The organism is Microbulbifer sp. THAF38, assembly GCF_009363535.1.
Classification (GTDB): Bacteria; Pseudomonadota; Gammaproteobacteria; order Pseudomonadales; family Cellvibrionaceae; genus Microbulbifer.
On record NZ_CP045369.1, the window covers coordinates 3,361,457 to 3,384,856 of the forward strand.

Annotated in this window: 21 protein-coding genes; 6 read left to right on the plus strand and 15 right to left on the minus strand. The window is 52.1% G+C overall.

All coding sequences use genetic code 11. The features are described from left to right. Window positions 1–16: 16 nt before the first annotated feature. Both FIU95_RS14515 and FIU95_RS14520 read left to right on the plus strand, forming a co-directional pair. A complete protein-coding gene (locus FIU95_RS14515; protein WP_152454450.1) occupies window positions 17–616 on the plus strand; it encodes an SLATT domain-containing protein in 600 nt (199 codons plus the stop codon). A 42-nt stretch (window positions 617–658) separates the two neighbouring features. Beyond that, window positions 659–1,177 carry a TrmH family RNA methyltransferase gene (locus FIU95_RS14520; RefSeq protein WP_152454451.1) on the plus strand — a complete coding sequence of 173 codons (519 nt, stop codon included), beginning with the start codon at window positions 659–661 and terminating at the stop codon, window positions 1,175–1,177. Window positions 1,178–1,235: 58 nt separating this feature from the next. On the opposite strand, the gene FIU95_RS14525 is transcribed toward FIU95_RS14520, so the two are convergent. The 3 genes from FIU95_RS14525 to purL form a co-directional block, all read right to left on the minus strand. Continuing rightward, complete coding sequence (locus FIU95_RS14525; protein ID WP_152454452.1) at window positions 1,236–2,117, minus strand: aldo/keto reductase; 882 nt, start codon at window positions 2,115–2,117, stop codon at window positions 1,236–1,238. A 341-nt stretch (window positions 2,118–2,458) separates the two neighbouring features. Further along, a complete protein-coding gene (locus tag FIU95_RS14530) occupies window positions 2,459–2,782 on the minus strand; it encodes a TfoX/Sxy family protein (RefSeq protein ID WP_152454453.1) in 324 nt (107 codons plus the stop codon). Window positions 2,783–3,259: 477 nt separating this feature from the next. Then, on the minus strand, window positions 3,260–7,126 hold the full coding sequence (gene purL / locus FIU95_RS14535; protein WP_172975415.1) for a phosphoribosylformylglycinamidine synthase: 3,867 nt from the start codon (window positions 7,124–7,126) through the stop codon (window positions 3,260–3,262). Window positions 7,127–7,539: 413 nt separating this feature from the next. On the opposite strand from purL, the gene mltF reads away from it, so the two are divergent. Further along, window positions 7,540–9,015 carry a membrane-bound lytic murein transglycosylase MltF gene (mltF, locus tag FIU95_RS14540; RefSeq protein ID WP_152454454.1) on the plus strand — a complete coding sequence of 492 codons (1,476 nt, stop codon included), beginning with the start codon at window positions 7,540–7,542 and terminating at the stop codon, window positions 9,013–9,015. A gap of 122 nt (window positions 9,016–9,137) precedes the next feature. Then, window positions 9,138–9,551 (plus strand): hypothetical protein, encoded by a 414-nt coding sequence (locus FIU95_RS14545; protein ID WP_152454455.1) that lies wholly within the window; start codon window positions 9,138–9,140, stop codon window positions 9,549–9,551. A 13-nt stretch (window positions 9,552–9,564) separates the two neighbouring features. On the opposite strand, the gene FIU95_RS14550 is transcribed toward FIU95_RS14545, so the two are convergent. The 6 genes from FIU95_RS14550 to mtnP are packed head-to-tail and all read right to left on the minus strand — an operon-like array spanning window position 9,565 to window position 14,967. Then, on the minus strand, window positions 9,565–10,206 hold the full coding sequence (locus FIU95_RS14550; RefSeq protein WP_152454456.1) for a TIGR04282 family arsenosugar biosynthesis glycosyltransferase: 642 nt from the start codon (window positions 10,204–10,206) through the stop codon (window positions 9,565–9,567). Beyond that, a complete protein-coding gene (locus tag FIU95_RS14555; RefSeq protein ID WP_152454457.1) occupies window positions 10,199–10,873 on the minus strand; it encodes a TIGR04283 family arsenosugar biosynthesis glycosyltransferase in 675 nt (224 codons plus the stop codon). Before FIU95_RS14555 ends, FIU95_RS14550 begins: the two co-directional genes overlap by 8 nt. Window positions 10,874–10,914: 41 nt before the next feature. Further along, a complete protein-coding gene (locus FIU95_RS14560) occupies window positions 10,915–12,390 on the minus strand; it encodes an NAD(P)/FAD-dependent oxidoreductase (RefSeq protein ID WP_253868653.1) in 1,476 nt (491 codons plus the stop codon). Between the two features lie 9 nt (window positions 12,391–12,399). Next, window positions 12,400–13,083: a TVP38/TMEM64 family protein gene (locus FIU95_RS21515; RefSeq protein WP_253868656.1), complete on the minus strand. Its 684-nt coding sequence runs from the start codon at window positions 13,081–13,083 to the stop codon at window positions 12,400–12,402. Between the two features lie 31 nt (window positions 13,084–13,114). Continuing rightward, window positions 13,115–14,062: an arsenosugar biosynthesis radical SAM (seleno)protein ArsS gene (arsS, locus tag FIU95_RS14565; protein ID WP_152454458.1), complete on the minus strand. Its 948-nt coding sequence runs from the start codon at window positions 14,060–14,062 to the stop codon at window positions 13,115–13,117. Window positions 14,063–14,067: 5 nt separating this feature from the next. Further along, entirely contained in the window at window positions 14,068–14,967 is a 900-nt protein-coding gene (gene mtnP, locus FIU95_RS14570; protein ID WP_152454459.1) for an S-methyl-5'-thioadenosine phosphorylase, read from the minus strand. A gap of 273 nt (window positions 14,968–15,240) precedes the next feature. Here mtnP and FIU95_RS14575 point away from each other — a divergent pair, with 273 nt between their 5' ends. Continuing rightward, a complete protein-coding gene (locus FIU95_RS14575) occupies window positions 15,241–15,807 on the plus strand; it encodes a DUF2239 family protein (RefSeq protein WP_152454460.1) in 567 nt (188 codons plus the stop codon). A 12-nt stretch (window positions 15,808–15,819) separates the two neighbouring features. Further along, window positions 15,820–17,193 carry an MATE family efflux transporter gene (locus FIU95_RS14580; protein ID WP_152454461.1) on the plus strand — a complete coding sequence of 458 codons (1,374 nt, stop codon included), beginning with the start codon at window positions 15,820–15,822 and terminating at the stop codon, window positions 17,191–17,193. Between the two features lie 86 nt (window positions 17,194–17,279). Here FIU95_RS14580 and FIU95_RS14585 read toward each other — a convergent pair whose 3' ends face one another. The 6 genes from FIU95_RS14585 to odhB form a co-directional block, all read right to left on the minus strand. Continuing rightward, on the minus strand, window positions 17,280–17,999 hold the full coding sequence (locus FIU95_RS14585) for a M12 family metallopeptidase (protein ID WP_172975416.1): 720 nt from the start codon (window positions 17,997–17,999) through the stop codon (window positions 17,280–17,282). 218 nt (window positions 18,000–18,217) lie between these two features. After that, a complete protein-coding gene (locus tag FIU95_RS14590; protein WP_152454463.1) occupies window positions 18,218–18,418 on the minus strand; it encodes a hypothetical protein in 201 nt (66 codons plus the stop codon). A 56-nt stretch (window positions 18,419–18,474) separates the two neighbouring features. Continuing rightward, on the minus strand, window positions 18,475–19,347 hold the full coding sequence (sucD, locus tag FIU95_RS14595) for a succinate--CoA ligase subunit alpha (protein WP_152454464.1): 873 nt from the start codon (window positions 19,345–19,347) through the stop codon (window positions 18,475–18,477). Window positions 19,348–19,349: 2 nt separating this feature from the next. Next, window positions 19,350–20,516, minus strand: a complete 1,167-nt coding sequence (gene sucC, locus FIU95_RS14600) for an ADP-forming succinate--CoA ligase subunit beta (RefSeq protein ID WP_152454465.1) — start codon at window positions 20,514–20,516, stop codon at window positions 19,350–19,352. 163 nt (window positions 20,517–20,679) lie between these two features. Further along, window positions 20,680–22,122 (minus strand): dihydrolipoyl dehydrogenase, encoded by a 1,443-nt coding sequence (lpdA, locus tag FIU95_RS14605; RefSeq protein ID WP_152454466.1) that lies wholly within the window; start codon window positions 22,120–22,122, stop codon window positions 20,680–20,682. A 65-nt stretch (window positions 22,123–22,187) separates the two neighbouring features. Continuing rightward, window positions 22,188–23,381: a 2-oxoglutarate dehydrogenase complex dihydrolipoyllysine-residue succinyltransferase gene (gene odhB, locus FIU95_RS14610; RefSeq protein ID WP_152454467.1), complete on the minus strand. Its 1,194-nt coding sequence runs from the start codon at window positions 23,379–23,381 to the stop codon at window positions 22,188–22,190. Window positions 23,382–23,400 lie beyond the last annotated feature (19 nt).

Consider the following 23,400-nt stretch of genomic DNA (forward strand, 5'->3'; position numbering starts at 1 on the left):
GGGGCGGAAGGGATTCATGAGTACAATACCGAATACCGTGGCGGTACTGGACAAACTGCGCTGGAATGCCCACCTGTGCAAGCACAGCCACTTCCGTGCCTCTATGAAAGGGCGCAATCTGCACGTACTCTGCGGTGTGCCGATTGTAGTGGTGAACCTATTTCTCGGCTCCCTGTTCTTTTCCCTAATCAATGCCGAACTCCCCGACTGGACCAAGTGGAGCGGCGCCGCTCTCGCACTATTGGCCGCTTTACTGGGGGGTGTACAAACTTTCTTCAATTTCAAGAAGAACTATGAAGGGCACCGCCAGGTAGGCAATGAATACCTGGCCATTGCCAGGGAGTGTGAGCGGCTGATCGCCCTCTACTTCGATCGCATTCTCGATCTTGAGCACCTATCCAATAAAATCTCCGAGCTGAATACCCGCTACAGTGAAATCAATCAGCGGGCTGAAGAATTTATTGTCTCCGACAAGGTCTACCGTCAAGCCATGCAGATACAAAGCCAAAAATCCAGCAAGGAGCCCTCTTTAGTGGAGCGTATGCGGAATTTGCACAATACTTCTCTCGAGGAAACTAAAATAGGCTCACAGGCATCACCAATAGGGCATAATTAAGAGCCACTTAAAAAATTAGTCGTCATTTCAGCAGTGGTAACCATGCAGAAAGAGCACAGCGATCACTCCCCAAGTAAACACAATTTTTCCCTTTGCTATCTAACCACCGATATTCGCACCCCTAGTAATATCGGTGGGCTCTTTCGCATAGCCGATGCCTTAGGCATAGAGAAAATTTACCTGGCCGGAACGAGCCTGCTACCGCCTAACTCCAAGATCCGTAAGGTATCCCGCTCAACAGAGCAGCATGTTCCCTACCAATACGAGGGTGATGCCCTGGAAGCCGTCCTGAATTTGAAGAGGGAGGGATACCGAATAATCTGCCTGGAGATCACATCTAACAGCGTTGAGCTAAGCCAGGTTCCGATCGTTGAGGGCGATAAAGTCTGCTTGGTTCTGGGATCAGAGAAAGATGGAATTTCCCCGGAACTGCTAAAGGTCGCCGATGCAACTGTACATATTGCTATGCAGGGGGTTAACTCATCGATGAATGTTGTCTCCGCCTGCGCCATTGCCACTTATGAGATCACCAAGAAAATTGGCTCAGACCAGGCGGGATGAATTGTAGGGTCAGCAGAGACTATGCAAACAGACAGGCGAAAAGTTTAGTTAACATAAATCAATCGGGCACTTTTAACGTTATATTTTTCTTGTGTGCATAATCCGGATCACCACCAAGCCGGTTATTACAGTTTAAGTTATTAATCAACTGGATATCCGTGTTGCTAAGATTAAAGTCGCTTAATAAGAAGTTAGTTCTTATATGCTCTAAAGACTCCGACTTAGGCACAACAATACGGTGCTGCTGAACATTCCACTTTAAGATAACTTGTGCCGGCGTAGCCGAATACTTTTCAGCGATCTCAGTAATCACCGGGTCCACAATTGGCTTCTCAGCCAAAGGTACCCCAGACCAGGCCCCTGTGCCCAGAGGGGACCAGCAACTAATTGCAATTTTATGGAATTGACAGTAGTCCACCAGTGGCTGCTGGGTAAAATATGGATGTAACTCTATTTGATTAATAACCGGGCGAATTTCGGCAAAAGACGCTATTTGCTCAATATCTGATTTGCGGAAGTTAGATACCCCTAAGGCTCGAACTTTCTTCTGTTGGTGGAGCGCCTCCATCGCCTCCCAGGTTTCTCTTGTGTAAGCGGGAACAGGCCACTGGATTAAATAAAGATCCAGGTACTCCAGCTTCAAACGCTCCAAACTTCGCGCAAAAGCATCGTGAGTTTTCTTGCCACCCTGCTCGGTATCCCAAACCTTACTGGTAATAAACAACTCTTCCCTTGGGATGCCCGACTCTTTGATCGCCCGACCCAGAGCCCGTTCATTGCCATAGACAGAGGCGGTGTCGAAGTGCCGGTAGCCAATGGCCATAGCTTTTAGGAGAACTTCTGTGACATATCCATTGTCCTGCTGCCAACTTCCTATCGCAGCCATCCCCATTCCGATCTGGGGAATCTCCACGCCATTATTTAATTCGATAAAGTACATACTCGATCCTTTGCCATATACCGCAATTGTCAATCTCAGTAATGAACAGTGGCTTCTGCTCTAGTACCACCCGGCGTTGAATGTAGATGATACAGATTTTGTCACGAAGAATATTTTCAATCAGATTGGATATCACAAAAAATTCTTAAGAAAAGAATACATTGCACTCGAAATCCGATGAGATGCAGGCATCGATTAAGAGCATACAGAGATTTATATACAGCGCATCTCAAGAGCAAAGTATTCCTTATTTCCGACCCTGCAGTAAAAGCTGAGCATACTTTCACTAAAAATGTAGAGAATCCCAGCCATTATTTTTTCTCGAGCCTTTGAGTTTTGTGCTATTTGGGCGGTAGCGACCCGGCGAATTCCACTCCCCGATTTACCCACTCATCAAGGTCCTGCTCCACTGCATCCTCCTCCACATAGACCATACCTTTCAGGGGACGCCCGGTGAAATCCATGGGTCGGGTATAGCGCTCCGCTAGGGCATCCTGGTAATTATCCGGCCCTACCCGCACCATTAGCTCTTCACCAACCACACCGCAAGCCATATTGCCATTTAGCATAAATGCCAGGCCGCCAAACATCTGTTTTTCAGAAAGGCCCTGACTTCCCTGTAACAAGTTGCGCACTTTTTCTGCCAAAGTTTCGTTGTACGCCATGACAATCTCCTTAATCACTTTTGCAAGGTGGGGAAAAGAATTTCAGGTACTGCTGGGATCTGCGCCAGTGGAAACGCGACAAGCGAAAGATCAATCGAAGGGGATTTGTGAGTGCTAGTCCATGCCAAACTCTCTGCATGAAGGCTAAATAACATATTGGTAATCGATACAGATAACTGCACCATAGCGAGAAAAGTTATTTCGAATAATCGTTTAAGTGTAGCAGGAAATATCAATACTGCTTTCAGAGAAGGATTAAGACGTCAAATATCTGCGTCAATAAACGCATAAAGATGTTTTTAACGACAAAGATGCCACTGTAAAACACCTGTCGATGAAATAGGTGAACCAAAGAAGGTTTAAGAAGCGATATTGGCAACCGTGACAGGCAGCATCTTTGTGCCACAGTAAGCCCTTTGCCAATCAAAAAAATAATTGGCACCCCGACGAAATGCCAGGGTGCCGAAGTGCGTGAATTTAGTCGACAAACACTCGCGCGTTGCGGAACAGGCGCATCCAGCCGGAGTCCTCGCTCCACTCATCCGGTTGCCAGCTATTGCTGACCGCACGGGCTACACGCTCAGGGTGCGGCATCATAATAGTGACACGACCATCCTCGGAACACAGAGAGGTAATGCCATTTACCGAGCCGTTGGGGTTGGCCGGGTAAGTTTGGGTAATTTCTCCTTTGTTATTCAGGTAGCGCATCGCGATGGTGCCGGAAGCTTCGCATTTCTCCAGTGCCTGCTGGTCGGCAAATTCCACACGACCTTCACCGTGGGCAACGGCAACCGGCATATAAGTGCCCGCCATATCTTTGAACAGGACGGAAGGGGAATCCTCGACACCCACCAGGGCAAAGCGCGCTTCATACTGCTCGGACAGGTTGCGCACAAAGCGCGGCCAGTGGTCGGCACCGGGAATCAACTCTTTAATCACAGAGAACATCTGGCAACCATTACACACCCCCAGACCGAAGGTGTCTTTACGGTTGAAGAAGCCTTCAAACTGATCGCGGGCACGTTCGTTGAACAGGATGGTCTTGGCCCACCCCTCACCGGCGCCGAGTACGTCACCGTAAGAGAAGCCACCACAGCCCACCAGGCCTTTGAACTCATCCAAGGCCACACGACCGGAAAGGATATCGCTCATATGTACGTCGACAGCGTTAAAGCCGGCGCGATGGAAGGAGTGCGCCATCTCCACCTGGCTATTAACACCCTGCTCGCGCAGCACAGCCACTTTCGGGCGAATACCTTTGGCGATATAAGGAGCACTGATATCTTCGTTGATATCGAAGGTGAGATTCACCGATAGGCCCGGATCTTCCTGGGCAATCGCGGCAAATTCCTGCTCGGCACACTCGGCATTATCCCGTAGGGACTGAATGCGGAAACTGGTTTCCGACCAGATCTGCTGCAGTTCAGCACGGGAGCGCTTGAAAATTTCAACACCGTTATTGGTGATGCACAGGTGTTCGTTGTTGTTCAGGTAGCCGATCTGATGCGCCGGCACACCGACAGCGGCAAAGCGCTGTACCAACATATCCGCCTCACAGGCGGGAACCTGCAGTACTGCACCCAGCTCTTCACTGAACAGTGCGGCAACGGGGTCATCACCCAATTCGTAGATTTCCACATCCATACCCACACGGCCGGCAAAGCCCATTTCCGCGAGGGTAGTGAAAAGACCGCCATCGGCGCGGTCGTGGTAGGCCATGATCAGGTCTTCATTCAGCGCTTGCTGCACCACCTCGAAGAAACCTTTGAGTTTCTTGGCATCGTCCAGATCGGCTGGCTTATCACCCAGCGCGTTGTAGACCTGCGCCAGGCAGGAACCACCGAGGCGGTTTTTGCCGGCACCCAGGTCGATCAGCAGCAGCTCGCTCTCACCTTTATCGGTGCACAATTGCGGGGTAACAGTTTTGCGCACATCGGTGACGGGGGTAAAGGCGGAAATAACCAAAGACAGCGGTGCGGTAACCGCCTTCTGCTCGCCCTCTTCCTCCCAGGCAGTGCGCATAGACATGGAGTCCTTGCCCACCGGGATGGTAATCCCCAGCTCAGGGCACAGCTCCATACCTACCGCCTCGACAGTGCGATAGAGTTTTTCCTCTTCACCCGGATGGCCCGCGGCACACATCCAGTTGGCGGAGAGTTTGATATCGGAGAGTTGCTTCACCGGGGTACAGGCGATATTGGTAATTGCCTCGCCCACCGCCAAACGGCCGGAAGCCGGCGCATCCAGCAGGGCTACCGGAGTGCGTTCACCCATGGACATGGCCTCACCGGCGTAGCTGTCATAGGCAACCGTTGTCACGGCGCAGTCCGCCACCGGCACCTGCCAGGGACCGACCATCTGATCGCGGGATACCTGGCCGGTTACAGTGCGGTCACCGATGGTAATTAGGAAGCTCTTGCTGGCCACAGTGGGCAGGCGCAGTACGCGCTCAGCAGCTTCATTCAAGTCGATATCCGCGGTGGAAAATGCTTCGGTTTCAACTTGGCGAGTTTCCGCCTCGCGGTGCATACGCGGCGGTTTGCCGAACAGCACAGACATGGGCAAGTCCACAGGCTTGGACTCGAACTTGGTGTCGTTCAGAAGTAGGTGCTTGTCTTCGGTGGCCTCACCGACAACGGCGAAAGGCGCACGCTCGCGTTCACAAATTTGCTCGAAACGCTGCAGGTCTTCCGGCATGACTGCCAGTACGTAGCGCTCCTGGGATTCGTTACACCAGATTTCCAGCGGGCTCATGCCCGGCTCATCGCAGGGCACATTGCGCAACTCGAAGTTACCGCCGGTGCCGCCGTCTTTAACCAGTTCGGGGAAAGCGTTGGACAAACCGCCCGCTCCCACATCGTGGATAAAGGCGATGGGGTTTTTCTCGCCCAGCTGCCAGCACTGATCGATGACTTCCTGACAGCGACGCTCGATTTCCGGGTTCTGGCGCTGTACAGAAGCGAAATCCAGATCCTCGGAACTGGAACCACTGGCCATACTGGAAGCCGCGCCACCGCCGAGACCAATCAGCATGGCCGGGCCACCCAGCACTATCAGCTTGGCGCCAGGAGAAAACTCGGGCTTCTCAACATGCTCTTCGCGAATATTGCCATAGCCGCCGGCCAGCATAATCGGCTTGTGATAGCCGCGACGCTCACCATCGAAGTTCTCTTCAAAGGTACGGAAGTAACCGCAAATATTTGGGCGGCCAAATTCGTTATTAAATGCGGCGCCACCGATAGGTCCCTCGATCATAATATCCAGGGCGGTAACGATACGCTCAGGCTTGCCGTAGTTGGATTCCCAGGGCTGTTCCCAACCGGGGATCTGCAGGTTAGAGACAGTAAAACCAGTCAGGCCCACTTTCGGCTTGGAACCGCGGCCAACTGCACCTTCGTCGCGAATTTCGCCACCGGCGCCAGTACCGGCACCAGAGAAGGGAGCGATTGCCGTGGGATGGTTATGGGTCTCCACCTTCATCAGCAGATGGATAGCTTCGTTGCTAAAGCCATATTCCTTGCTTTCTGGATCGGGGTAAAAACGCCCAGCCACATTGCCCACAACAACTGCAGCATTGTCGGCATAGGCGGACAGTACATTGTCTCCACCCTTGCGATAGGTATTCTTGATCATGCCGAACAGGGAGTGCGGCATTTCTTCGCCATCAATCGTCCAGGAGGCATTAAAGATCTTGTGGCGACAGTGCTCAGAGTTCGCCTGGGCGAACATCATCAGCTCTACGTCGGTGGGATTGCGATCCAATTCCTGGAAGCTGGTGAGCAGGTAATCAATTTCATCTTCGGCCAGGGCCAGGCCCAGCGTCACATTGGCAACTTCCAGTGCCTCGCGGCCACCCTCGAGGATATCCACACCACGCAGCGGGCGAGGCTCCTCTTCAACGAATAACTGCTCTGCCTGTTCGAGTTCGGCAAAGGCTACCTCAACCATGCGATCGTGCAGCTGGGAGGCCAATGCCTCGCGCTCGGCTTCACTCAACTCGACACCACTCAGGTAGTAGGCGACACCGCGCTCAAGCCGATGTATCTGGGTGAGACCAGCGTTGTGGGCAATATCGGTGGCCTTGGAAGACCAGGGAGAAATAGTGCCCGGGCGCGGTACCACCAGGATTAGCTCACCTTTCGGTTGGTGCTTCTCTTCGGTGGGGCCGTACTGGAGTAGTCGCTCAAGCAGCGCCATCTCCTTGTTATCCAATGCATCGCTGTCGGCAAAATGTACGAACTCGGCGTAGAGATCGTCGATAGTCGGTTGCAGCGCGCGCAGTTGGTTGAGTAGTTTTTTATGGCGGAATTTCGACAGTGCGGGAGCACCACGCAGAACTAACATTGCGGGAGATAGCCTCTTGTCTAAATGAGAAAGATTGCGCGAAAGAAGGATCGCACAAGGCCCCGGAAATTTGAGAGGCGCAATTGTACCCGAAGCGCCGCAACTCCAACACACCTACCCATCACTTGAGTACACATGAACTAATTAGCAATCAATATGTTCAAAAGGCGAACAAAACTGATCGTAAATTCGCTGATTTCACTAGACGCCAAAAATCTCTTACAAAAGTCTCAACAGCATTTCAAGCGCCCATGTCACAGTGCCCAAAAGCCAAATTGGGCAGATTGTCGTCAAATAATGTAAAATTGGCGGACTGTGCCAGCATTGGCGAGAAAAGCCCTGGCGGAGGTGCCCGTACCAGGCCTTAGGCATAACAGCGATAAAACCAACGGACGAGCTAGAGGGGACAGCCTATGATGATGAGAAGCCGAGCGCTGCGCTATGTCCGCCGCGTGTGCAAAGGTATCGCCCTGTCCTGCTGTGCCTCCTTATTAGTTGCCAGCAAGGCACCGAATACCCTGGAGCGAATTAAAGCTTCCGGCGAACTGGTTGTCCTCTCGCAAAACGGCCCCACCACCTATTACGAAGACGCCTCCGGCAATCCCACCGGCTTTGAGTACGGCATGCTGCACGCCTTTGCCGAAGAGCTCGGGGTTAAACTGGTCATTCGCGATGTGCACAGCCTGGACGACATGTTCGCGCGCCTGCGCGACCCCGAAGAAGGTGCCCACTTCGCCGCCGCGGGTCTCACCGTCACCCCGGAACGCCGCGAACAGGTGCGTTTCTCTCCCTCCTATTTTGAAGTCCGCCAACAGATCATCTACCGCCTTGGGGAAAAACGCCCGCGTAAAACCAGTGATCTGGAAGGCGAAACCATCGCGGTTATCGCCGGCAGCGCTCACGCCGAAGAATTAAAAAAACTCTCCCAGCGCTATCCCAATTTGCGCTGGGAGGAGGTTTCCGATGTCGACGCCATGGAATTGGTGGAGATGGTACATCAGGGCCAATATAGCTATGCGGTGGTGGACTCCAACGCCTACGCCGTGCATCGTGGGCTCTACCCCAAAACTGGAGTGGCTTTTAATCTCAGCCAGTTCCAACCGGTTTCCTGGGCTTTTCCCAAGAGTGACGACGATAGCCTCTACCAGCGAGCGCGACTGTTTATGTTGCGCGCCAATACCAACGGCATGATTGCGCAACTGCGAGAAGAATTCTTTGGCCACGTCAGCGACCTGAATGCAGGGGGCGCTCAGGCTTTCGCCAAGCGCAGCCGCGAACGACTGCCCAAGTGGCGCGGGGTTATGCAAAAAGTGGCCGACCAGTACGAATTGGATTGGCATTTGCTGGCGGCACTCAGTTACCAGGAATCTCACTGGAACCCCCGCGCTCGCTCACGCACCGGGGTGCGCGGCCTAATGATGCTCACCTTAGGTACCGCCAGGGAGTTAGGTGTAAACCGACTTAATCCGGAAGAGAGTATTGAGGGCGGCGCTCGCTATATTGTGCAGATCCGCAACAAGCTGCCGAAGCGTATCCGCGAACCAGACAGAACCTGGATGGCCCTGGCCGCCTACAATGTGGGCTATGGCCACCTGGAAGACGCCCGCGTACTCACAGAGCGCATGGGCGGCAACCCGGATCTGTGGCCCGATGTGCGCGACCACCTGCCACTACTGGCCAAACGCCAGTACTACAAGTCTACCAAGCACGGCTATGCGCGCGGCTGGGAACCTGTCACCTATGTGCAAAATATTCGCCACTACCAGGCCCTGCTGAGCTGGAGCAGCCGTATCGAAGAGCAGCGCTTGGCAGCCAACGATGAAAACGGCGGAGCTCTTGTCGAGAACAGCCCTGTAGAAGCCGAGGGCAGTGCCGCCCCCGCCCTCTAAGTTTTTTATCGACCCTAAGGCTGTCTCAGCTGAAGCTAGAAGCCAGGCTGGCAGTACCGATTCATTAGCAACATCTTGTATCCATTATCTTAACTTGGCCCAAATCAAGAGACGCTTGAGAGATGGAAGAAAAAGACACTGCCAAAGAAATCGAGGCGTTTATCGATTACCTAGTGCAGGCAGGAGTCCACTATCGAGTCGATGAGCTGGAAAGTGTCTATCACAGGGATATGCAGGTTTATATGCTGGATGAATCAGACCAGCTGACGGTAGCCGACAAGACCGCTTTTATCGATCTATTTAAGCAAAAGCGGGATGCCGGTGAATTACCGCTTAACGGCTGGACCAAAATCCACCATGTGGCCGCTAACAATAACAGCGCCCTGGTGATTTTTTCCCGAAGGAATAACCTATCTGGCCAGGAAAGAAAATTAAGGCTGGGGATTGATTTAATTTATGAGGATGGGCGCTGGCAGGTCATACGGGAGATCATTTTTCTGGAGCCACCCGCCCCTGATTCAGCCCGTCAAAATTAATAAGTAGAGACCTTCAATTCTCTTCTTGAGATAGCGCCCAGTCTCGGGGCAAAAACTGCAAGTCCTCAGGCTCATCAATATCGTGCAAGATTTCCAGGCGCCGGCAAGACATATCACACTCCTGTAAGCGCTCCAGGGTTTGCCGGGCAACCACTTCTGTGCTCCAACAAATATCTTCAAACAACCTAAAGTGCAGCCGTTTGAGCCCTAACAAAGTGTAGCCACCATCATTTGCCGGATGCATAACCGCATCGGCACTCATTAACGCCGTAGCCGCCTCACGGAGGCGCGAGGCAGTTAAGGCTGGACAGTCTGTGCCCAACAAAAAAAGACCCTGACCCGCTACATGGTGAGTGTTAGCAGCCTCCCACAAACGCTGACCAAGGCTACCTTGCGACTGATTATGAAGAGTTACCCCATCGGGTAAGGCGAATGTTCGCCAAAAAGGATGTTCGCAATCTGGTGCAACATGCAACTCTACCGGCCCGAGCTCTGCCATTACAGCCTCCTGCAAAGTTTGCTGTAACAGCTTTTCCGCTAGAAAGGCTGCACCTTGTTCCCCCAGAGCTGGAATCAAGCGGGTTTTGGCATAGCCAGGCAAAGGCGCCTTGGCCATCACCACTAGGCGTAAAGAGGGAAAAGAAGCATTACTCATAGCGTTTTGCCAGGCACTCCGCGGAGATGCCACGCCAGTAATCGAAGCGCAAGCGCCACATCAATAACACCGTGCGCCAAATACCGAATTTTTGCCAGCGGCGCCCGGAGGTGGTGGCTCTCTGGCGCAGGCAGTGCGGTCGGGCCGTTTTCAGCAGCTGACGGCTCAGCTCTATGTCTTCCATCAAGGGCTGCGGCGCATAGCCCCCCACCTCATTAAAAAGGGCACGGCGGACAAAAATCGCCTGATCACCTGTGGCGATACCGCTCAGGCGAGAGCGCCAATTAATCATGGTGGAAATCAGGGGAAACCAGGCGCTGCCGCCGCTGATACGAATATTAAAACGGCCCCATTGCGCCCCCCGAACCGAGGCAGAGGCAATCGCACTCAGGGCGCCTTGGGGCAGGCGTGTATCCGCATGCAAAAACAACAACCAATTACCGCGGGCAACCGAAGCACCGGCATTCATTTGGAGAGCGCGTCCGCGCTGGGAATGAATGACCTTCAATCCGGCGGCACTGGCCATTTCTGCACTACCGTCACTGCTGCCGCCATCGACCAGAATGACTTCGCAGCTGCTATAAGCGACCAGCTCTTTCAGCTGCGCTACCAACTCTGGTAACTGCTCCCGTTCATTTAACAGGGGCACAATAACACTGTATTGCACTGTCTTGCCTCAACTCTGCCTCGCCTTTTCTCACGCTCGTCTTATCCCCGCCTCCAGCGGTGGAACTTCTCCAGCCATCGAAGCAGGCTCTTGGGTGCATGGGCACGCTTCCAATTTCCTGCCACATATTTATTCGCTTCAGCCATAGTGGGATAGATATGAATTGTGGATAAAATCTTGTTCAACCCAAATCCCTGTTTCATCGCAAACACAAACTCAGCAATCAGCTCCGCCGCATTTTCACCAACGATACAAACCCCCAGGATTTTATCCCTACCCGGTGCCGTTAATACCTTAACAAACCCAGTTGCGGCACCATCGACAATCGCGCGGTCCAGGTCATCAATACCATAGCGGGTTACCTCATAGGCCACCCCTTGCGCAATTGCCTGGTGTTCATTTAACCCAACACTGGCCACTTGTGGGTCAATAAAAATTGCGCTGGGTATCAAGCTATAATCCACCGCAAACTTTTTTATATCCCCAAAAAGCCCATTGACCGCGGCATACCAGGCCTGATGGGCAGCAATATGCGTAAACTGATAGGGCCCGGCGAGATCCCCCGCAGCGAGAATATGAGGGTATCGGGTGCGCAGGTAGTCATCCACTTGGCATTTACCGTCCTGCACAATACCTAACTCCTCCAGACCTAGCCCCTCGGTTCTGGGGCGTCTACCTAGAGCCAGAATAACCTCATCAAATGTCACCTGTATTTCACCTTGAGCGTTTCGCAAGGTGACCACTCCCCCCTGCCCACTGTGATTTCCGGCAAATGCAGTAGCCTCGTGCGCGGTAAGCAATCGCACCCCCTCCGATTCCAGCGCCTGGGTTACAGCAGCGGAGACTTCGTGATCTTCGAGGGGCAACAGACGCTCGGCGCGTTCGATTAAGGTGACCTCTGAACCCAGCCGCGTAAATGCCTGGGCCAGCTCACAGCCAATTGCCCCGCCACCAAGTAACAATAATCGAGAGGGCACCTTATCTAGCTGAGCCAATTTGTCCCACAGAGTTTCACTGGTCAGATAATTGACCTCTTCCAATCCTGGAAAACGTGGTACTGCGGGCTCGGCCCCCGTAGCGAGGATGATCGCTCGTGCAGTAAGTGTCTGTTCTGTACCATTTTCTTTAGAAATATTTACAGTCCAGGGGTCGACAAGGCGCCCCCGCCCACGAACAACTTCCACTCCCAGATCGTTGTAGCGCTCGACACTGTCGTGAGGCTCAATCTGTTGGATCGAATTGCGCACATGCGCCATGACTGCGGGAAAATCAATTTCGGGCTCAGGCAAAACCACACCGAATCTCTTCGCCACGCGGGCAGAGTGCGCAACCCTGGCACATTGAATCAGTGCCTTACTGGGTACACAGCCGGTATTCAGGCAATCTCCACCCATATTTCCCGATTCCACCAGGGTAACCCTGGCTTTTACCGTCGCAGAGATATATGCACTGACCAGCCCTGCAGCTCCAGCACCGATCACAATAATATTACGGTCAAATTTTTTGGGTTTACTCATTGCAATCATTCACTGAGCCGCGCGGCGTCGCTTAAGCCAATTGAGAAAGTATTTAGCCAGTAGAGGGAAGATTCCCAACAAGGCAAAAGACAGCAGCAATTGTGGGGAGGCGATGTCCCCTAAATTTTCAATACGCGCAAGCTGAGTGCCCGCATTCACATAGACGATTGTACCTGCCAGCATACCCAGCTGGCTGACCCAATAAAATGTCCACACGCGCAAGTGCGTCAGGCCCATTAATAAATTGATAAGGAAAAAAGGGAAAATAGGCACTAATCGTAAGGCAAACAAGTAAAACGCCCCCTCCCGATCAACACCATTGTTCAGCACTTGCAAACGTGTTGAAAAACGCTCTTGTACATAATCGCGAAATAAATAGCGAGCCATTAGAAAAGCCAATGTGGCACCAATACTGGAAGCAAAGGAAACGATCAGTGTTCCCCACAGCAAACCAAAGATGGCACCGGCGGCTAATGTGAGAATCGCAGCCCCAGGCAATGAGAGCCCGGTTATCAGGATATAAAAAAACAGAAAAAGAAAACTAACCAGTATTGGCGAGGTGGTTTTCCACTGCTGAAATTGGTCCCCGCCTTCTTTTAGTCTTTCCAGGTTTAACCATTGATTTAGGTCAAACCAATAAAAGGCGGCAATTAAAAGTACAATAAGCAACAGCAGCGCAATTCTTTTCCTCATATCGGCCTAATCCTATACTTTCACGATTCCGTTAGAGCGCCCCACCGCAACTACTCCCCTGCCCTGCCGTACAGCCATAGCAGTGGTCCGCTACCGCAATCGCCCCCCCTTGCAGGTCCCGGTTGAGTAAATCGCGCAAATGTGGCCGACCCGGAATAGGAATATTGAGTTGCTGATTAAAGTCACAGTCAAATAAATTTCCCTGCCAGTCCACACTCACCATAGTGCGACACATAACACCTTCGAGATTTGCATCGCTGTAATTATCCCGCAGCAGAGCCATATAATCTTTAAACTGCCCCTTGGAAATCAGCATGGAACCAAAGCGTTTTATCGGCATATTGGCGAGCGCAAATAAATGATTGAACTCGATATTAAACTGCTTTCTCAACTCCCGGCGATAGTCTGCCTCCAGGGCAGTTTGCTCTGGGGGTAAGAATGCCCCCTGGGGGTTGTACACTAAATTTAAGCGCAACCCACTTTCTGGCCTGCCATAACCAAGCTCATTGAGCTTTTGCAGCCCGGCAATACTCTTGTCAAAAACGCCTTTGCCCCGCTGTTTATCGACGTTATCCATGGAATAACAGGGAAGAGAGGCGATCACTTCCACATGATTTCGAGCGAGAAACTCTGCTGTATCCTCCTGGTTGGGCTCGAACAACACGGTGAGATTACAGCGATCAATGACCTGAACTCCCAATGCTCTTGCAGCCTTGACCAGGTCTCGAAACCCCCAATGTAATTCCGGGGCACCGCCGGTGATATCCAGAACTCGAATATTGCGCTTCTCGATCACCTCCAGCAGCAACGCTAAATTTTCATCCGACATCATCTCTGTACGGTTGGGACCCGCATTGACATGACAGTGCACACAGGATTGATTACAGCGGTAGCCAATATTGAGTTGCAGGGTTTCAATGCTGCTGCGGCGTATTGCCGGGAAATCAGATACTTCTAGTAATGGCAGTGTTTCATGCATAGGTCTCAGTGCTCCACTTCTTCAAGCACTGGATTAGACGGTTCGAGCAGTGGTTTTATTACAGCAAGCTGATCTTCTGACATGTCTTCCACGGGGGTGACTAAACCACTGGCCAAGGCTGTATGGGCGATGGAGTCGGGTTTCTCCGTTCCCAGTAAACGAATTGCCTCTGCCGCCACCTGTTGGGCGCGCACCGCATTTTGCTGCAAATTGGCGATAGCCACTTCTGCCGTCACAGCTTCCTCGCGGGGATGCCAACAGTCGTAATCGGTGGCCATCGCCAGAGTGGCATAGGCAATCTGTGCTTCTCGTGCCAATTTGGCTTCCGGCATATTGGTCATACCGATGACCGATGCACCCATACTGCGATACCAGTGGGATTCCGACCGCGTTGAGAACTGCGGGCCCTCAATGCACAGATAAGTGCCACCCCGATGTAACTGCATCTCTTGTCCAGCCTGGGTGGATTCAAAGGCTCGCGCCAGGCAATCCGCCACTGCGGAACAGACTGGGTCTGCCATAGAGACATGGGCGACCGCGCCACGACCAAAAAAGGTGCTGTCGCGTTTACGCGTCATGTCGATAAACTGGTCGGGAATCATCATATCCAGCGGCCTAACCTTTTCTTGTAGAGATCCAACCGCAGAGAGAGAGAGGAGGTAGCGCACGCCCAGCTGGCGCAGCCCATGGATATTTGCCTTGTAGGGCACTTCGGAGGGGATCAATCTATGACCGCGCCCGTGGCGGGAGAGAAAAGCAACCGGAATGCCCTGCAGCTTGCCGCATACAATAGGGTCTGAGGTAGGTCCAAACGGGGTCTCCAGCTGAACCTCCTGCACCTCTGTCAGCCCTTGCATTTCATACAGGCCACTGCCCCCAATTACGCCGATCAGTGCTCTAGCCATATTCTCTCCTGGATAGTTAGTTTTTTCGCAGTATAGGAGTGGGAACAGATCGTGTATATCGCCAGCTTGAGGACAAAATACTCCTAATAAACAAACTAGAAGGCAAAATAAATGCCAAACCGCCTAGCGCATTGCTATTGATCGTGAGTCACTGAGGTCCCCCGCGCATACCCAGAGCCTACCTCGAAAGTATTTTCTGTACACAAGCCGAGCGACAACCTATATTTACCCGGGTAATAATATTTTACCCAGGTAAATTTATAGGAGGTCCTAATGACGCCAGAATATATAGCCATTGACCGACAAAACGTGATTGCACGGGGCACACTGGAAGCAGTTGTCCAACAGGTAAAATCCCTTGAGCCTCAACGAGAGCCCATGGTCTTTTCAACCGACAACTGCCAACGAGTCGAGATTGATTGGCAAGGCGATTTTGAGACGGTACTGACCAGATTGAAATCCAGCACAGCCCCCAGTAACGCAAAGCGGGGACGCCCCAAGCTTGGAGTCACCTCCAAGGAGGTCACATTACTCCCCCGCCATTGGGAATGGCTAAAACAACAGCCGGGCGGAGCCTCTGTTACCCTGCGCAAGCTGGTGGAGCAGGCACAAAAACAAGTCTCTGTCGAAGAGCATATTTCAACTCAACAACAGCAACTGGATAGGTTTATGCTGCAGGTTGTTGGTGATGTTCCAGGCTTTGAAGATGCCAGTCGCGCCCTCTATCGAAATAGTAAAGTGAGCTTTGAAAAAGCCGTCAGTGACTGGCCAGATGACATCAAACACTTTGTCTTGGCCAAATTTAACAATATCGCAGAGATGCATAAGGGTAATCAGTAAAAGGGATTTTGTATGACCCAACAGCAAGACAATATCTTTCTCAATGGTGCGCTTTTACCAGTTTTCTTCAAAACTGCAGCACCTATCATTTTTATAATGCTGGTAAACGGCTCTTTTACCCTGCTGGACGCTTACTTCCTGGGAGAGTATGTAGGCCCCGATGCACTGGCTGCTGTCACCCTGACATTTCCGATGTTTATGTTGTTGGTCGCACTGTCTTCCTTAATCTCTGGAGGCTACTCCAGTGTTCAGGCCAGACTCTTGGGTGCGGGGAAAACGGATAAAGCAAGGCAGGCATTTTCCCAGGCAATTACCTTGGCACTGATCGTTTGTGGTCTTCTTATGGTGTTGTTTACTCTAGGAGGCAAACAACTGACACTGTTGGTAGCCAATGGCTCCCAGCCTTTGGCAGAAATGGGTTACACCTATTTAACGATTCTTGTTTTTCTATCTCCTGCCCTATTTGTCGGTGCCGTTAACTCTGACACTTTGCGCTGTGAAGGGAAATTACCCTTGATGGCTAGTGTTTCGCTAACCTCCGTACTTCTCAATATCGTCTTCAACTATGTTTTTATTGCCCACTTGCAAATGGGGGTCGCAGGTTCCGCTTATGGAACAGCATTGGCTCAATCAATCGCCCTTGCGATAGTAGCTGGCTATCGTTATTACGGAAAAACAGTAATCGCTACACAGGTGATTCGATTTTCCAGCCAGAAACAATACTGGTGGGAGTTTCTATCCCTGGGGTTGCCATCCAGCCTGAGCTATATCGGCGTATCCCTCACTTCCATGGCGGTTATATTCAGCCTGCAAGCTTGGGGAGGAGAACACTATGATTCTACCGTTAGTGCCTATGGCATTACCACACGAATCATGACTTTTATTTTTCTCCCGCTACTCGGCTTAAGCCAGGCCTTTCAGACGGTAGTTGGCAATAATGCCGGCGCAAAAATATGGACACGCATGGACAGCAGTATCAATATCGCCCTAACCGTGGCATTCAGCTACTGCCTACTGCTTCAGCTTGCCGTTATTATTTTTAAGGACACCCTGGGAGCCTTGTTTATCAGCGATCCACAAATTGTTGCAGAAGTAGCGCGTATTCTGCCGATGATGACTCTGGTTTATTTCCTGGCGGGGCCACTGATGATGGTCAATATCTTCTTTCAAGCAATTGGCGACGCCAAGCGTGCCACCATACTCGGACTGGCAAAAACATATATTTTTCTGCTGCCTTTGATATTAATTCTGCCCCTAGCTATTGGTGAGGTCGGCATCTGGTATGCAGGGCCTATAGCAGAATTATTGTTACTCACATTAACGGTGTTTATTTTATATCAGCGCAGCCGAGCACACGGCCAAAAATACGGCTTGTACAGCACCTAGCCACATTGAAGAGATTAGTGCTGCGGACAAAAAAAGGGAGTCATCGACTCCCTTTTTTCAGCCACCTTAACCGCGTTGAACCTGCTCTACATGATTGGCCTTGCAAAAGATCTTGGCAGTGTCAGACGCCTGCCATCATATAAATAGGAAAGCATATCCAGATCACCCGCGCTGGGATGCCAGCTGGCGTTATTCACCTGATTGGGAGTGATTTTACAACCACCAGTCCTGGTATTTTCCCTGACACCCAGAGCCTGCGCCTGATTGTCATACATCATGATAGATTGAGCATCGAATGTGGAACCGTGTGTCATAAAGCGGGCCATAGTCTGGGTGCGGGTTTGCACTTGCAAAGAGTCCAGCGTGTTCTGTACCGCTAGAGGCGCATCCGAGCGCATATGCTCATGGGCCAAACCCAGGGTATGACCAATTTCATGTGGTAGCGAGGCAATAGCGGCTCTATTACCCCTCCAGTTCACACCGCAATACTGGTCTGTTTTATTGGTGTATCCCACAGTCGCACTACTATCGTTGTCCCTAATAGTAATTACCCCCTGCCCAGCGGTCCCCACCTGAATAAACTTGATGGCCGCAAATCGAAACGCCCGATATATACACAGCTCCCAACGGGACATTGCTTTTTTAACAGCGGTCACATAGCCCGCATCCAAATTGCGCGGCATATAATATTTCACTATTCCGTTGGGCCAGACACCACCAACACTTTCATTTCTATCTAAAGAAAAACCACTAAAAACCAACTTATAAGAAACATTTCGAATATTTTTATCTATTGACAACCCCATGCCGCAGACCTCCATCATTATCAGATTATTATTTTGAGGACTATTAAGTGCTTTATTTAATTTATAACTGGACCCAGAAAAAATCGACATCCAAGTTTTATCTCAGCATGAAATTTATACCTTAACAACTCGCAAACACCTAGGAAAAACTTTAACAACCCTCACAAGATTCCAGCTATTAATAAACGATGAGATAGCTTCTCAAACAGCAATAAAAATCATTCAACAAAATTAATTACAACAACACACCTTAAACCGGTGAAGCAGCCCAAAATAAAACCAGCAAAATAGAGAAAAATAAAAGCCACGTGTTTGAGCAGGGAAAGGGAGGGGCGAGAAGAAAGAAGAGAAAAAAGCGCAATTAAACGGCAATTTAAGGCAAACCCAGGCTGGGCAAAAATAAAAAACCAGTCTTCCAAACAAAAAAGGCCACCCAGAGGGTAGCCTTTTCTAGAGTTAACTATCTAGTAACAACTTACCAGCCAGTTACTTCCTTCAGCGCGTCACCGATCTGAGCCAGGGAGCGCACGGTTTTAACACCAGCGTCTTCCAGAGCCGCGAACTTCTCGTCAGCGGTACCTTTACCACCAGAGATGATCGCGCCCGCATGGCCCATACGCTTGCCGGGAGGAGCCGTTACACCAGCGATGTAGGAAACGACCGGCTTGGTAACATTTTCCTTGATGTAAGCCGCCGCTTCTTCTTCAGCAGTACCGCCGATCTCACCGATCATTACGATCGCTTCGGTCTGCGGGTCGTTCTGGAACATTTCCAGAATATCGATGAAGTTGGAGCCCGGGATGGGGTCGCCACCGATGCCCACACAGGTGGACTGGCCGAAGCCGTGGTCGGTAGTTTGCTTAACCGCTTCATAGGTCAGGGTACCGGAACGGGAAACAATGCCCACTTTACCCGGCTTGTGGATATGACCCGGCATAATACCGATCTTGCACTCACCGGGAGTGATCACACCCGGGCAGTTCGGGCCAATCAGGCGTACGCCCAGCTCGTCGCACTTCACTTTAGCGTCAAGCATATCCAGAGTCGGGATACCTTCGGTGATACAAACGATCAGTTTGATACCAGCGTTGGCCGCTTCCAGGATGGAGTCCTTACAGAAAGGCGCAGGTACGTAGATTACGGAAGCTTCTGCACCGGTTTCTTCTACCGCCTCTTTCACGGTGTTGAATACCGGCAGACCCAGGTGAGTCTGGCCGCCTTTACCCGGAGTTACACCACCAACCATCTTGGTGCCGTAAGCAATCGCTTGCTCAGAGTGGAAAGTACCCTGGGAGCCGGTGAAGCCCTGACAGATGACTTTGGTGTCTTTGTTAATCAGTACTGACATGATTATTTACCCTCCGCAGCTTTAACCACTTGCTCAGCAGCATCGGTCAGGCTGGTAGCCGCGATAATGTTCAGGCCGCTGTCGCTCAGAACTTTAGCGCCCAGGTCTGCGTTGTTACCTTCCAGACGCACAACAACCGGTACTTTAACGCCCACTTCTTTTACTGCGCCCACAACGCCTTCGGCGATCATGTCACAGCGAACGATACCACCGAAGATGTTGATCAATACGGCTTTAACATTCTCGTCAGACAGGATGATCTTGAACGCTTCAACAACACGCTCTTTGGTCGCGCCGCCACCAACGTCCAGGAAGTTAGCCGGCTTACCGCCGTGCAGGTTGACGATATCCATGGTACCCATGGCCAGGCCAGCGCCGTTTACCATGCAGCCGATGTTGCCATCCAGTGCTACGTAGTTCAGATCGAACTTGGCAGCGTGCGCTTCACGTGCGTCATCCTGAGAAGGATCGTGCATTTCGCGCAGGTCAGCGTGGCGGTACAGGGCGTTGCTGTCGATTACCACTTTGGCATCCAGGCAGTGCAGGTTGCCCTCAGTGGTGATTACCAGCGGGTTGATTTCCAGCAGGGCCAGATCTTTTTCCTCGAACATTTTCGCCAGGCCGAGGAAGATCTTGGTGAACTGCTTAACCTGGGTCGGGTTCAGGCCCAGTTTGAAAGCCAGCTCGCGCGCTTGGTATGGCTGAGCGCCTACCAGCGGGTCGATGGTAGCCTTGAGGATTTTTTCCGGGGTCTCTTCCGCTACTTTCTCGATCTCAACGCCGCCTTCGGTGGAGGCCATGAAAACGATACGACGGGTGGAGCGGTCAACAACGGCACCGAGGTACAGTTCTTGATCGATATCGGTGCAGCTTTCAACCAGGATACGGGAAACCGGCTGACCATTTTCGTCTGTTTGATAAGTTACCAGGCGCTCGCCCAGCCACTTTTTGGCAAACTCTTCAATTTCTGCCTTGGAATCTACCAGCTTTACACCGCCAGCCTTACCGCGGCCACCGGCGTGTACCTGGGCTTTTACTACCCACTTATCACCGCCAATTTCGTCAGCCGCTGCTACTGCCGCTGCCGGGGTTTCCGCTGCAATGCCTTTGGAAACCGGCAATCCGTATGCCGCAAACAGTTGTTTGCCCTGATACTCATGCAAGTTCATAGTCAATACCAATTCACATGTGAAATGTGTTTATTAATTGCAGATCACTCTGCACCTGAGACACAGAATTCAAAATTTCCGTCGTTGCAAATTTTGAATTCTGCAAATGAAACCGGGGCAGCTAATTAATGAATAATTAGTGCCCCGACATCGAAAAAACTTCTTACTTACGCTTCTTGCGATTTACGGTATGGATCGCATGGCCGTTTACACCCAGCGCCGCTTCCTTCACGGTCTCGGACAGGGTTGGGTGCGCAAATACAGTCATACCGATATCTTCGGCGCTGGAGCCGAATTCCATCGCGATCGCCACCTGCTGCACCAGGTCTGCCGCAGATGGGCCAACAATGTGAGCGCCCAGTACGCGGTCAGTTTCCGCGTGAGCGATGATTTTCACAAAGCCCTGGGTATCGTTGGCAGCCATGGCGCGACCGTTGATCGCAAACGGGAAGCTGCCTACGTTGTAGGGCTCGCCGTCGGCTTTTACCTGCTCTTCGGTGCGGCCAACCGCAGCGATCTCTGGATGGGTGTAGATCACGTTGGGGATCACATCGTAGTTCATCATCGGCTTCTGGCCGGCGATGCGCTCGGCAACCACAACACCCTCTTCAGAGGCCTTGTGTGCCAGCATCGGGCCGCGTACTACGTCGCCGACCGCCCATACGCCCGGTGCGGAAGTCATGCACAGGTCGTTGACGTAGATAAATCCACGTTCGTCCATCTTCACACCGGCATCTTCGGACAACAGACCTTCGGTGTAAGGGCGACGGCCCACACAGACGATCAACTTGTCGAAGGTTTCCTGGTGTTCCTTACCATCTTTGTCCTGGTAAGTGACGACCACTTCGTCGCCCTTCACTTCAGAGCCGGTTACACGGCAGGAAAGGCGGATATCCAGGCCCTGCTTCTTGAGAATTTTTTGGGATTCTTTGGCGACCTGCTGATCCATCACCGACAGGAACTTGTCCAGGGCTTCCAGAACCACAACCTCGGAACCCAGGCGGTTCCACACGGAGCCCAGCTCCAGGCCGATAACACCGGCACCGATCACGCCCAGACGCTTGGGTACTTTGGTGAATTCCAACGCACCGGTGGAATCGACAATAATTTTGTCATCTACTGGAGCGGGCGGAATATTTACCGGTACAGAACCGGAGGCCAAAATCACGTTTTCGGCTTCGTAAACGGTGCTGTTGCCTTCGTCGTCAGTCACTTCCACTTTCTTGTTGGCCAGCAGTCTGCCGGTGCCAAAAATGGAGGTCACCTTATTGGCGGTGAACAGGCCGGCTACACCGCCGGTCAGTTTGTTGACGATCTCGCCCTTGCGCTCGATCATCTTGCTCACATCCATCTTGACCTTGCCGACTTCAATGCCGTGCACGTCGAGCGCGTCTTTGGCCTCGTGGTACTTCCAGGAGCTGTCCAGCAGAGCCTTAGAGGGAATACAACCTACGTTCAGGCAAGTACCGCCGTTTACGTATTTGCCTTCCTTGTTTTTCCACTTTTCGATACAAGCGGTTTTCAGGCCCAGCTGAGCGGCACGGATGGCAGCGACATAACCACCAGGACCAGAGCCAATTACGATTACGTCAAATTTTTCCGACATGATCAGTTCCAGATATTTCTAATGCAGTGTGATCGAGGGGGCCCGCAGGCCCCTGGACTTATTTCTTAAACTTCGAGCAGGATACGCGCTGGGTCTTCGATCATTTCCTTGATCGCTACCAGGAAGCCAACCGCTTCTTTACCGTCGATCAGACGGTGGTCATAGGACAGCGCCAGGTACATCATCGGCAGGATTTCCACCTTGCCATTTACCGCCATCGGGCGCTCCTGAATCTTGTGCATACCCAGAATTGCGGTTTGCGGCGGGTTCAGGATCGGGGTGGACAGCAGGGAACCGAAGACACCGCCGTTGGTGATAGTGAAGGTACCGCCAGTCATTTCTTCGATAGACAGCTTGCCATCGCGGGCACGTACGCCCAGATCGCGGATATTGTTTTCCATATCCGCCAGACCCATGTTCTCGGCGTTGCGCAGAATCGGCACAACCAAGCCTTTCGGCGAGGAAACCGCTACACCGATATCCTGGTAGCCGTGGTAAACGATATCGTTACCATCGATAGACGCGTTCACCGCTGGGTAGCGTTTCAGTGCTTCTACCGCTGCCTTTACAAAGAAGCCCATAAAGCCCAGGCGGGTGCCGTTGTGGGTCTTTTCGAACAGGTCTTTGTAGTTCTTGCGCAGATCCATCACCGGCTTCATGTTCACCTCGTTAAAGGTGGTGAGCATGGCGGTGGACTGGGAGGCATCCAGCAGGCGCTCAGCAATACGCTTGCGCATGCGGGTCATAGGTACACGCTTCTCTACGCGCTCACCCGGAGCCACTGCCACTTCGGCAACAGCGGCAGGCGCGGTAGCTGCGGGCGCAGTACCGGCTTTCATTACGTCTTCTTTGAGAACGCGACCGCCCTTGCCTGAGCCTTCAACACCGGCCAGGTCAACGCCCTTCTCCGCCGCCATTTTCTTGGCGGACGGCATGGCAATTTTGTCACCGGCAGCGGGCGCTGCAGCTTCAGCGGCAGGCGCTTCGGCTTTTTCTTCCGCCGGGGCGGCACCGGCACCGGCGCCCTCTTCGAACTTGGCGATCACCTCATTGGAGAGAACGGTATCGCCCTCGTCCTTGATGATTTCGGAAAGAGCGCCGTCTGCCGGCGCAACCACTTCCAGTACCACTTTGTCAGTTTCGATATCCACGATCAGTTCATCGCGGGACACGGCTTCGCCGGGTTTCTTGTGCCAGGTGGCGACAGTACCGTCCTGAACGGATTCCGGGAAAGTTGGCGCTTTAATCTCGATCGTCATTTTTCCTGTTTCCTGAGAT

Bases quoted from the DNA above. Each gene is read 5' to 3' on its own strand.
- FIU95_RS14515 (WP_152454450.1), top strand. From the start codon at position 17: ATGAGTACAATACCGAATACCGTGGCGGTACTGGACAAACTGCGCTGG.
- FIU95_RS14520 (WP_152454451.1), top strand. From the start codon at position 659: ATGCAGAAAGAGCACAGCGATCACTCCCCAAGTAAACACAATTTTTCC.
- FIU95_RS14525 (WP_152454452.1), bottom strand. From the start codon at position 2,117: ATGTACTTTATCGAATTAAATAATGGCGTGGAGATTCCCCAGATCGGA.
- FIU95_RS14530 (WP_152454453.1), bottom strand. From the start codon at position 2,782: ATGGCGTACAACGAAACTTTGGCAGAAAAAGTGCGCAACTTGTTACAG.
- purL (WP_172975415.1), bottom strand. From the start codon at position 7,126: ATGTTAGTTCTGCGTGGTGCTCCCGCACTGTCGAAATTCCGCCATAAA.
- mltF (WP_152454454.1), top strand. From the start codon at position 7,540: ATGATGATGAGAAGCCGAGCGCTGCGCTATGTCCGCCGCGTGTGCAAA.
- FIU95_RS14545 (WP_152454455.1), top strand. From the start codon at position 9,138: ATGGAAGAAAAAGACACTGCCAAAGAAATCGAGGCGTTTATCGATTAC.
- FIU95_RS14550 (WP_152454456.1), bottom strand. From the start codon at position 10,206: ATGAGTAATGCTTCTTTTCCCTCTTTACGCCTAGTGGTGATGGCCAAG.
- FIU95_RS14560 (WP_253868653.1), bottom strand. From the start codon at position 12,390: ATGAGTAAACCCAAAAAATTTGACCGTAATATTATTGTGATCGGTGCT.
- FIU95_RS21515 (WP_253868656.1), bottom strand. From the start codon at position 13,083: ATGAGGAAAAGAATTGCGCTGCTGTTGCTTATTGTACTTTTAATTGCC.
- arsS (WP_152454458.1), bottom strand. From the start codon at position 14,062: ATGCATGAAACACTGCCATTACTAGAAGTATCTGATTTCCCGGCAATA.
- mtnP (WP_152454459.1), bottom strand. From the start codon at position 14,967: ATGGCTAGAGCACTGATCGGCGTAATTGGGGGCAGTGGCCTGTATGAA.
- FIU95_RS14575 (WP_152454460.1), top strand. From the start codon at position 15,241: ATGACGCCAGAATATATAGCCATTGACCGACAAAACGTGATTGCACGG.
- FIU95_RS14580 (WP_152454461.1), top strand. From the start codon at position 15,820: ATGACCCAACAGCAAGACAATATCTTTCTCAATGGTGCGCTTTTACCA.
- FIU95_RS14585 (WP_172975416.1), bottom strand. From the start codon at position 17,999: ATGGGGTTGTCAATAGATAAAAATATTCGAAATGTTTCTTATAAGTTG.
- sucD (WP_152454464.1), bottom strand. From the start codon at position 19,347: ATGTCAGTACTGATTAACAAAGACACCAAAGTCATCTGTCAGGGCTTC.
- sucC (WP_152454465.1), bottom strand. From the start codon at position 20,516: ATGAACTTGCATGAGTATCAGGGCAAACAACTGTTTGCGGCATACGGA.
- lpdA (WP_152454466.1), bottom strand. From the start codon at position 22,122: ATGTCGGAAAAATTTGACGTAATCGTAATTGGCTCTGGTCCTGGTGGT.
- odhB (WP_152454467.1), bottom strand. From the start codon at position 23,381: ATGACGATCGAGATTAAAGCGCCAACTTTCCCGGAATCCGTTCAGGAC.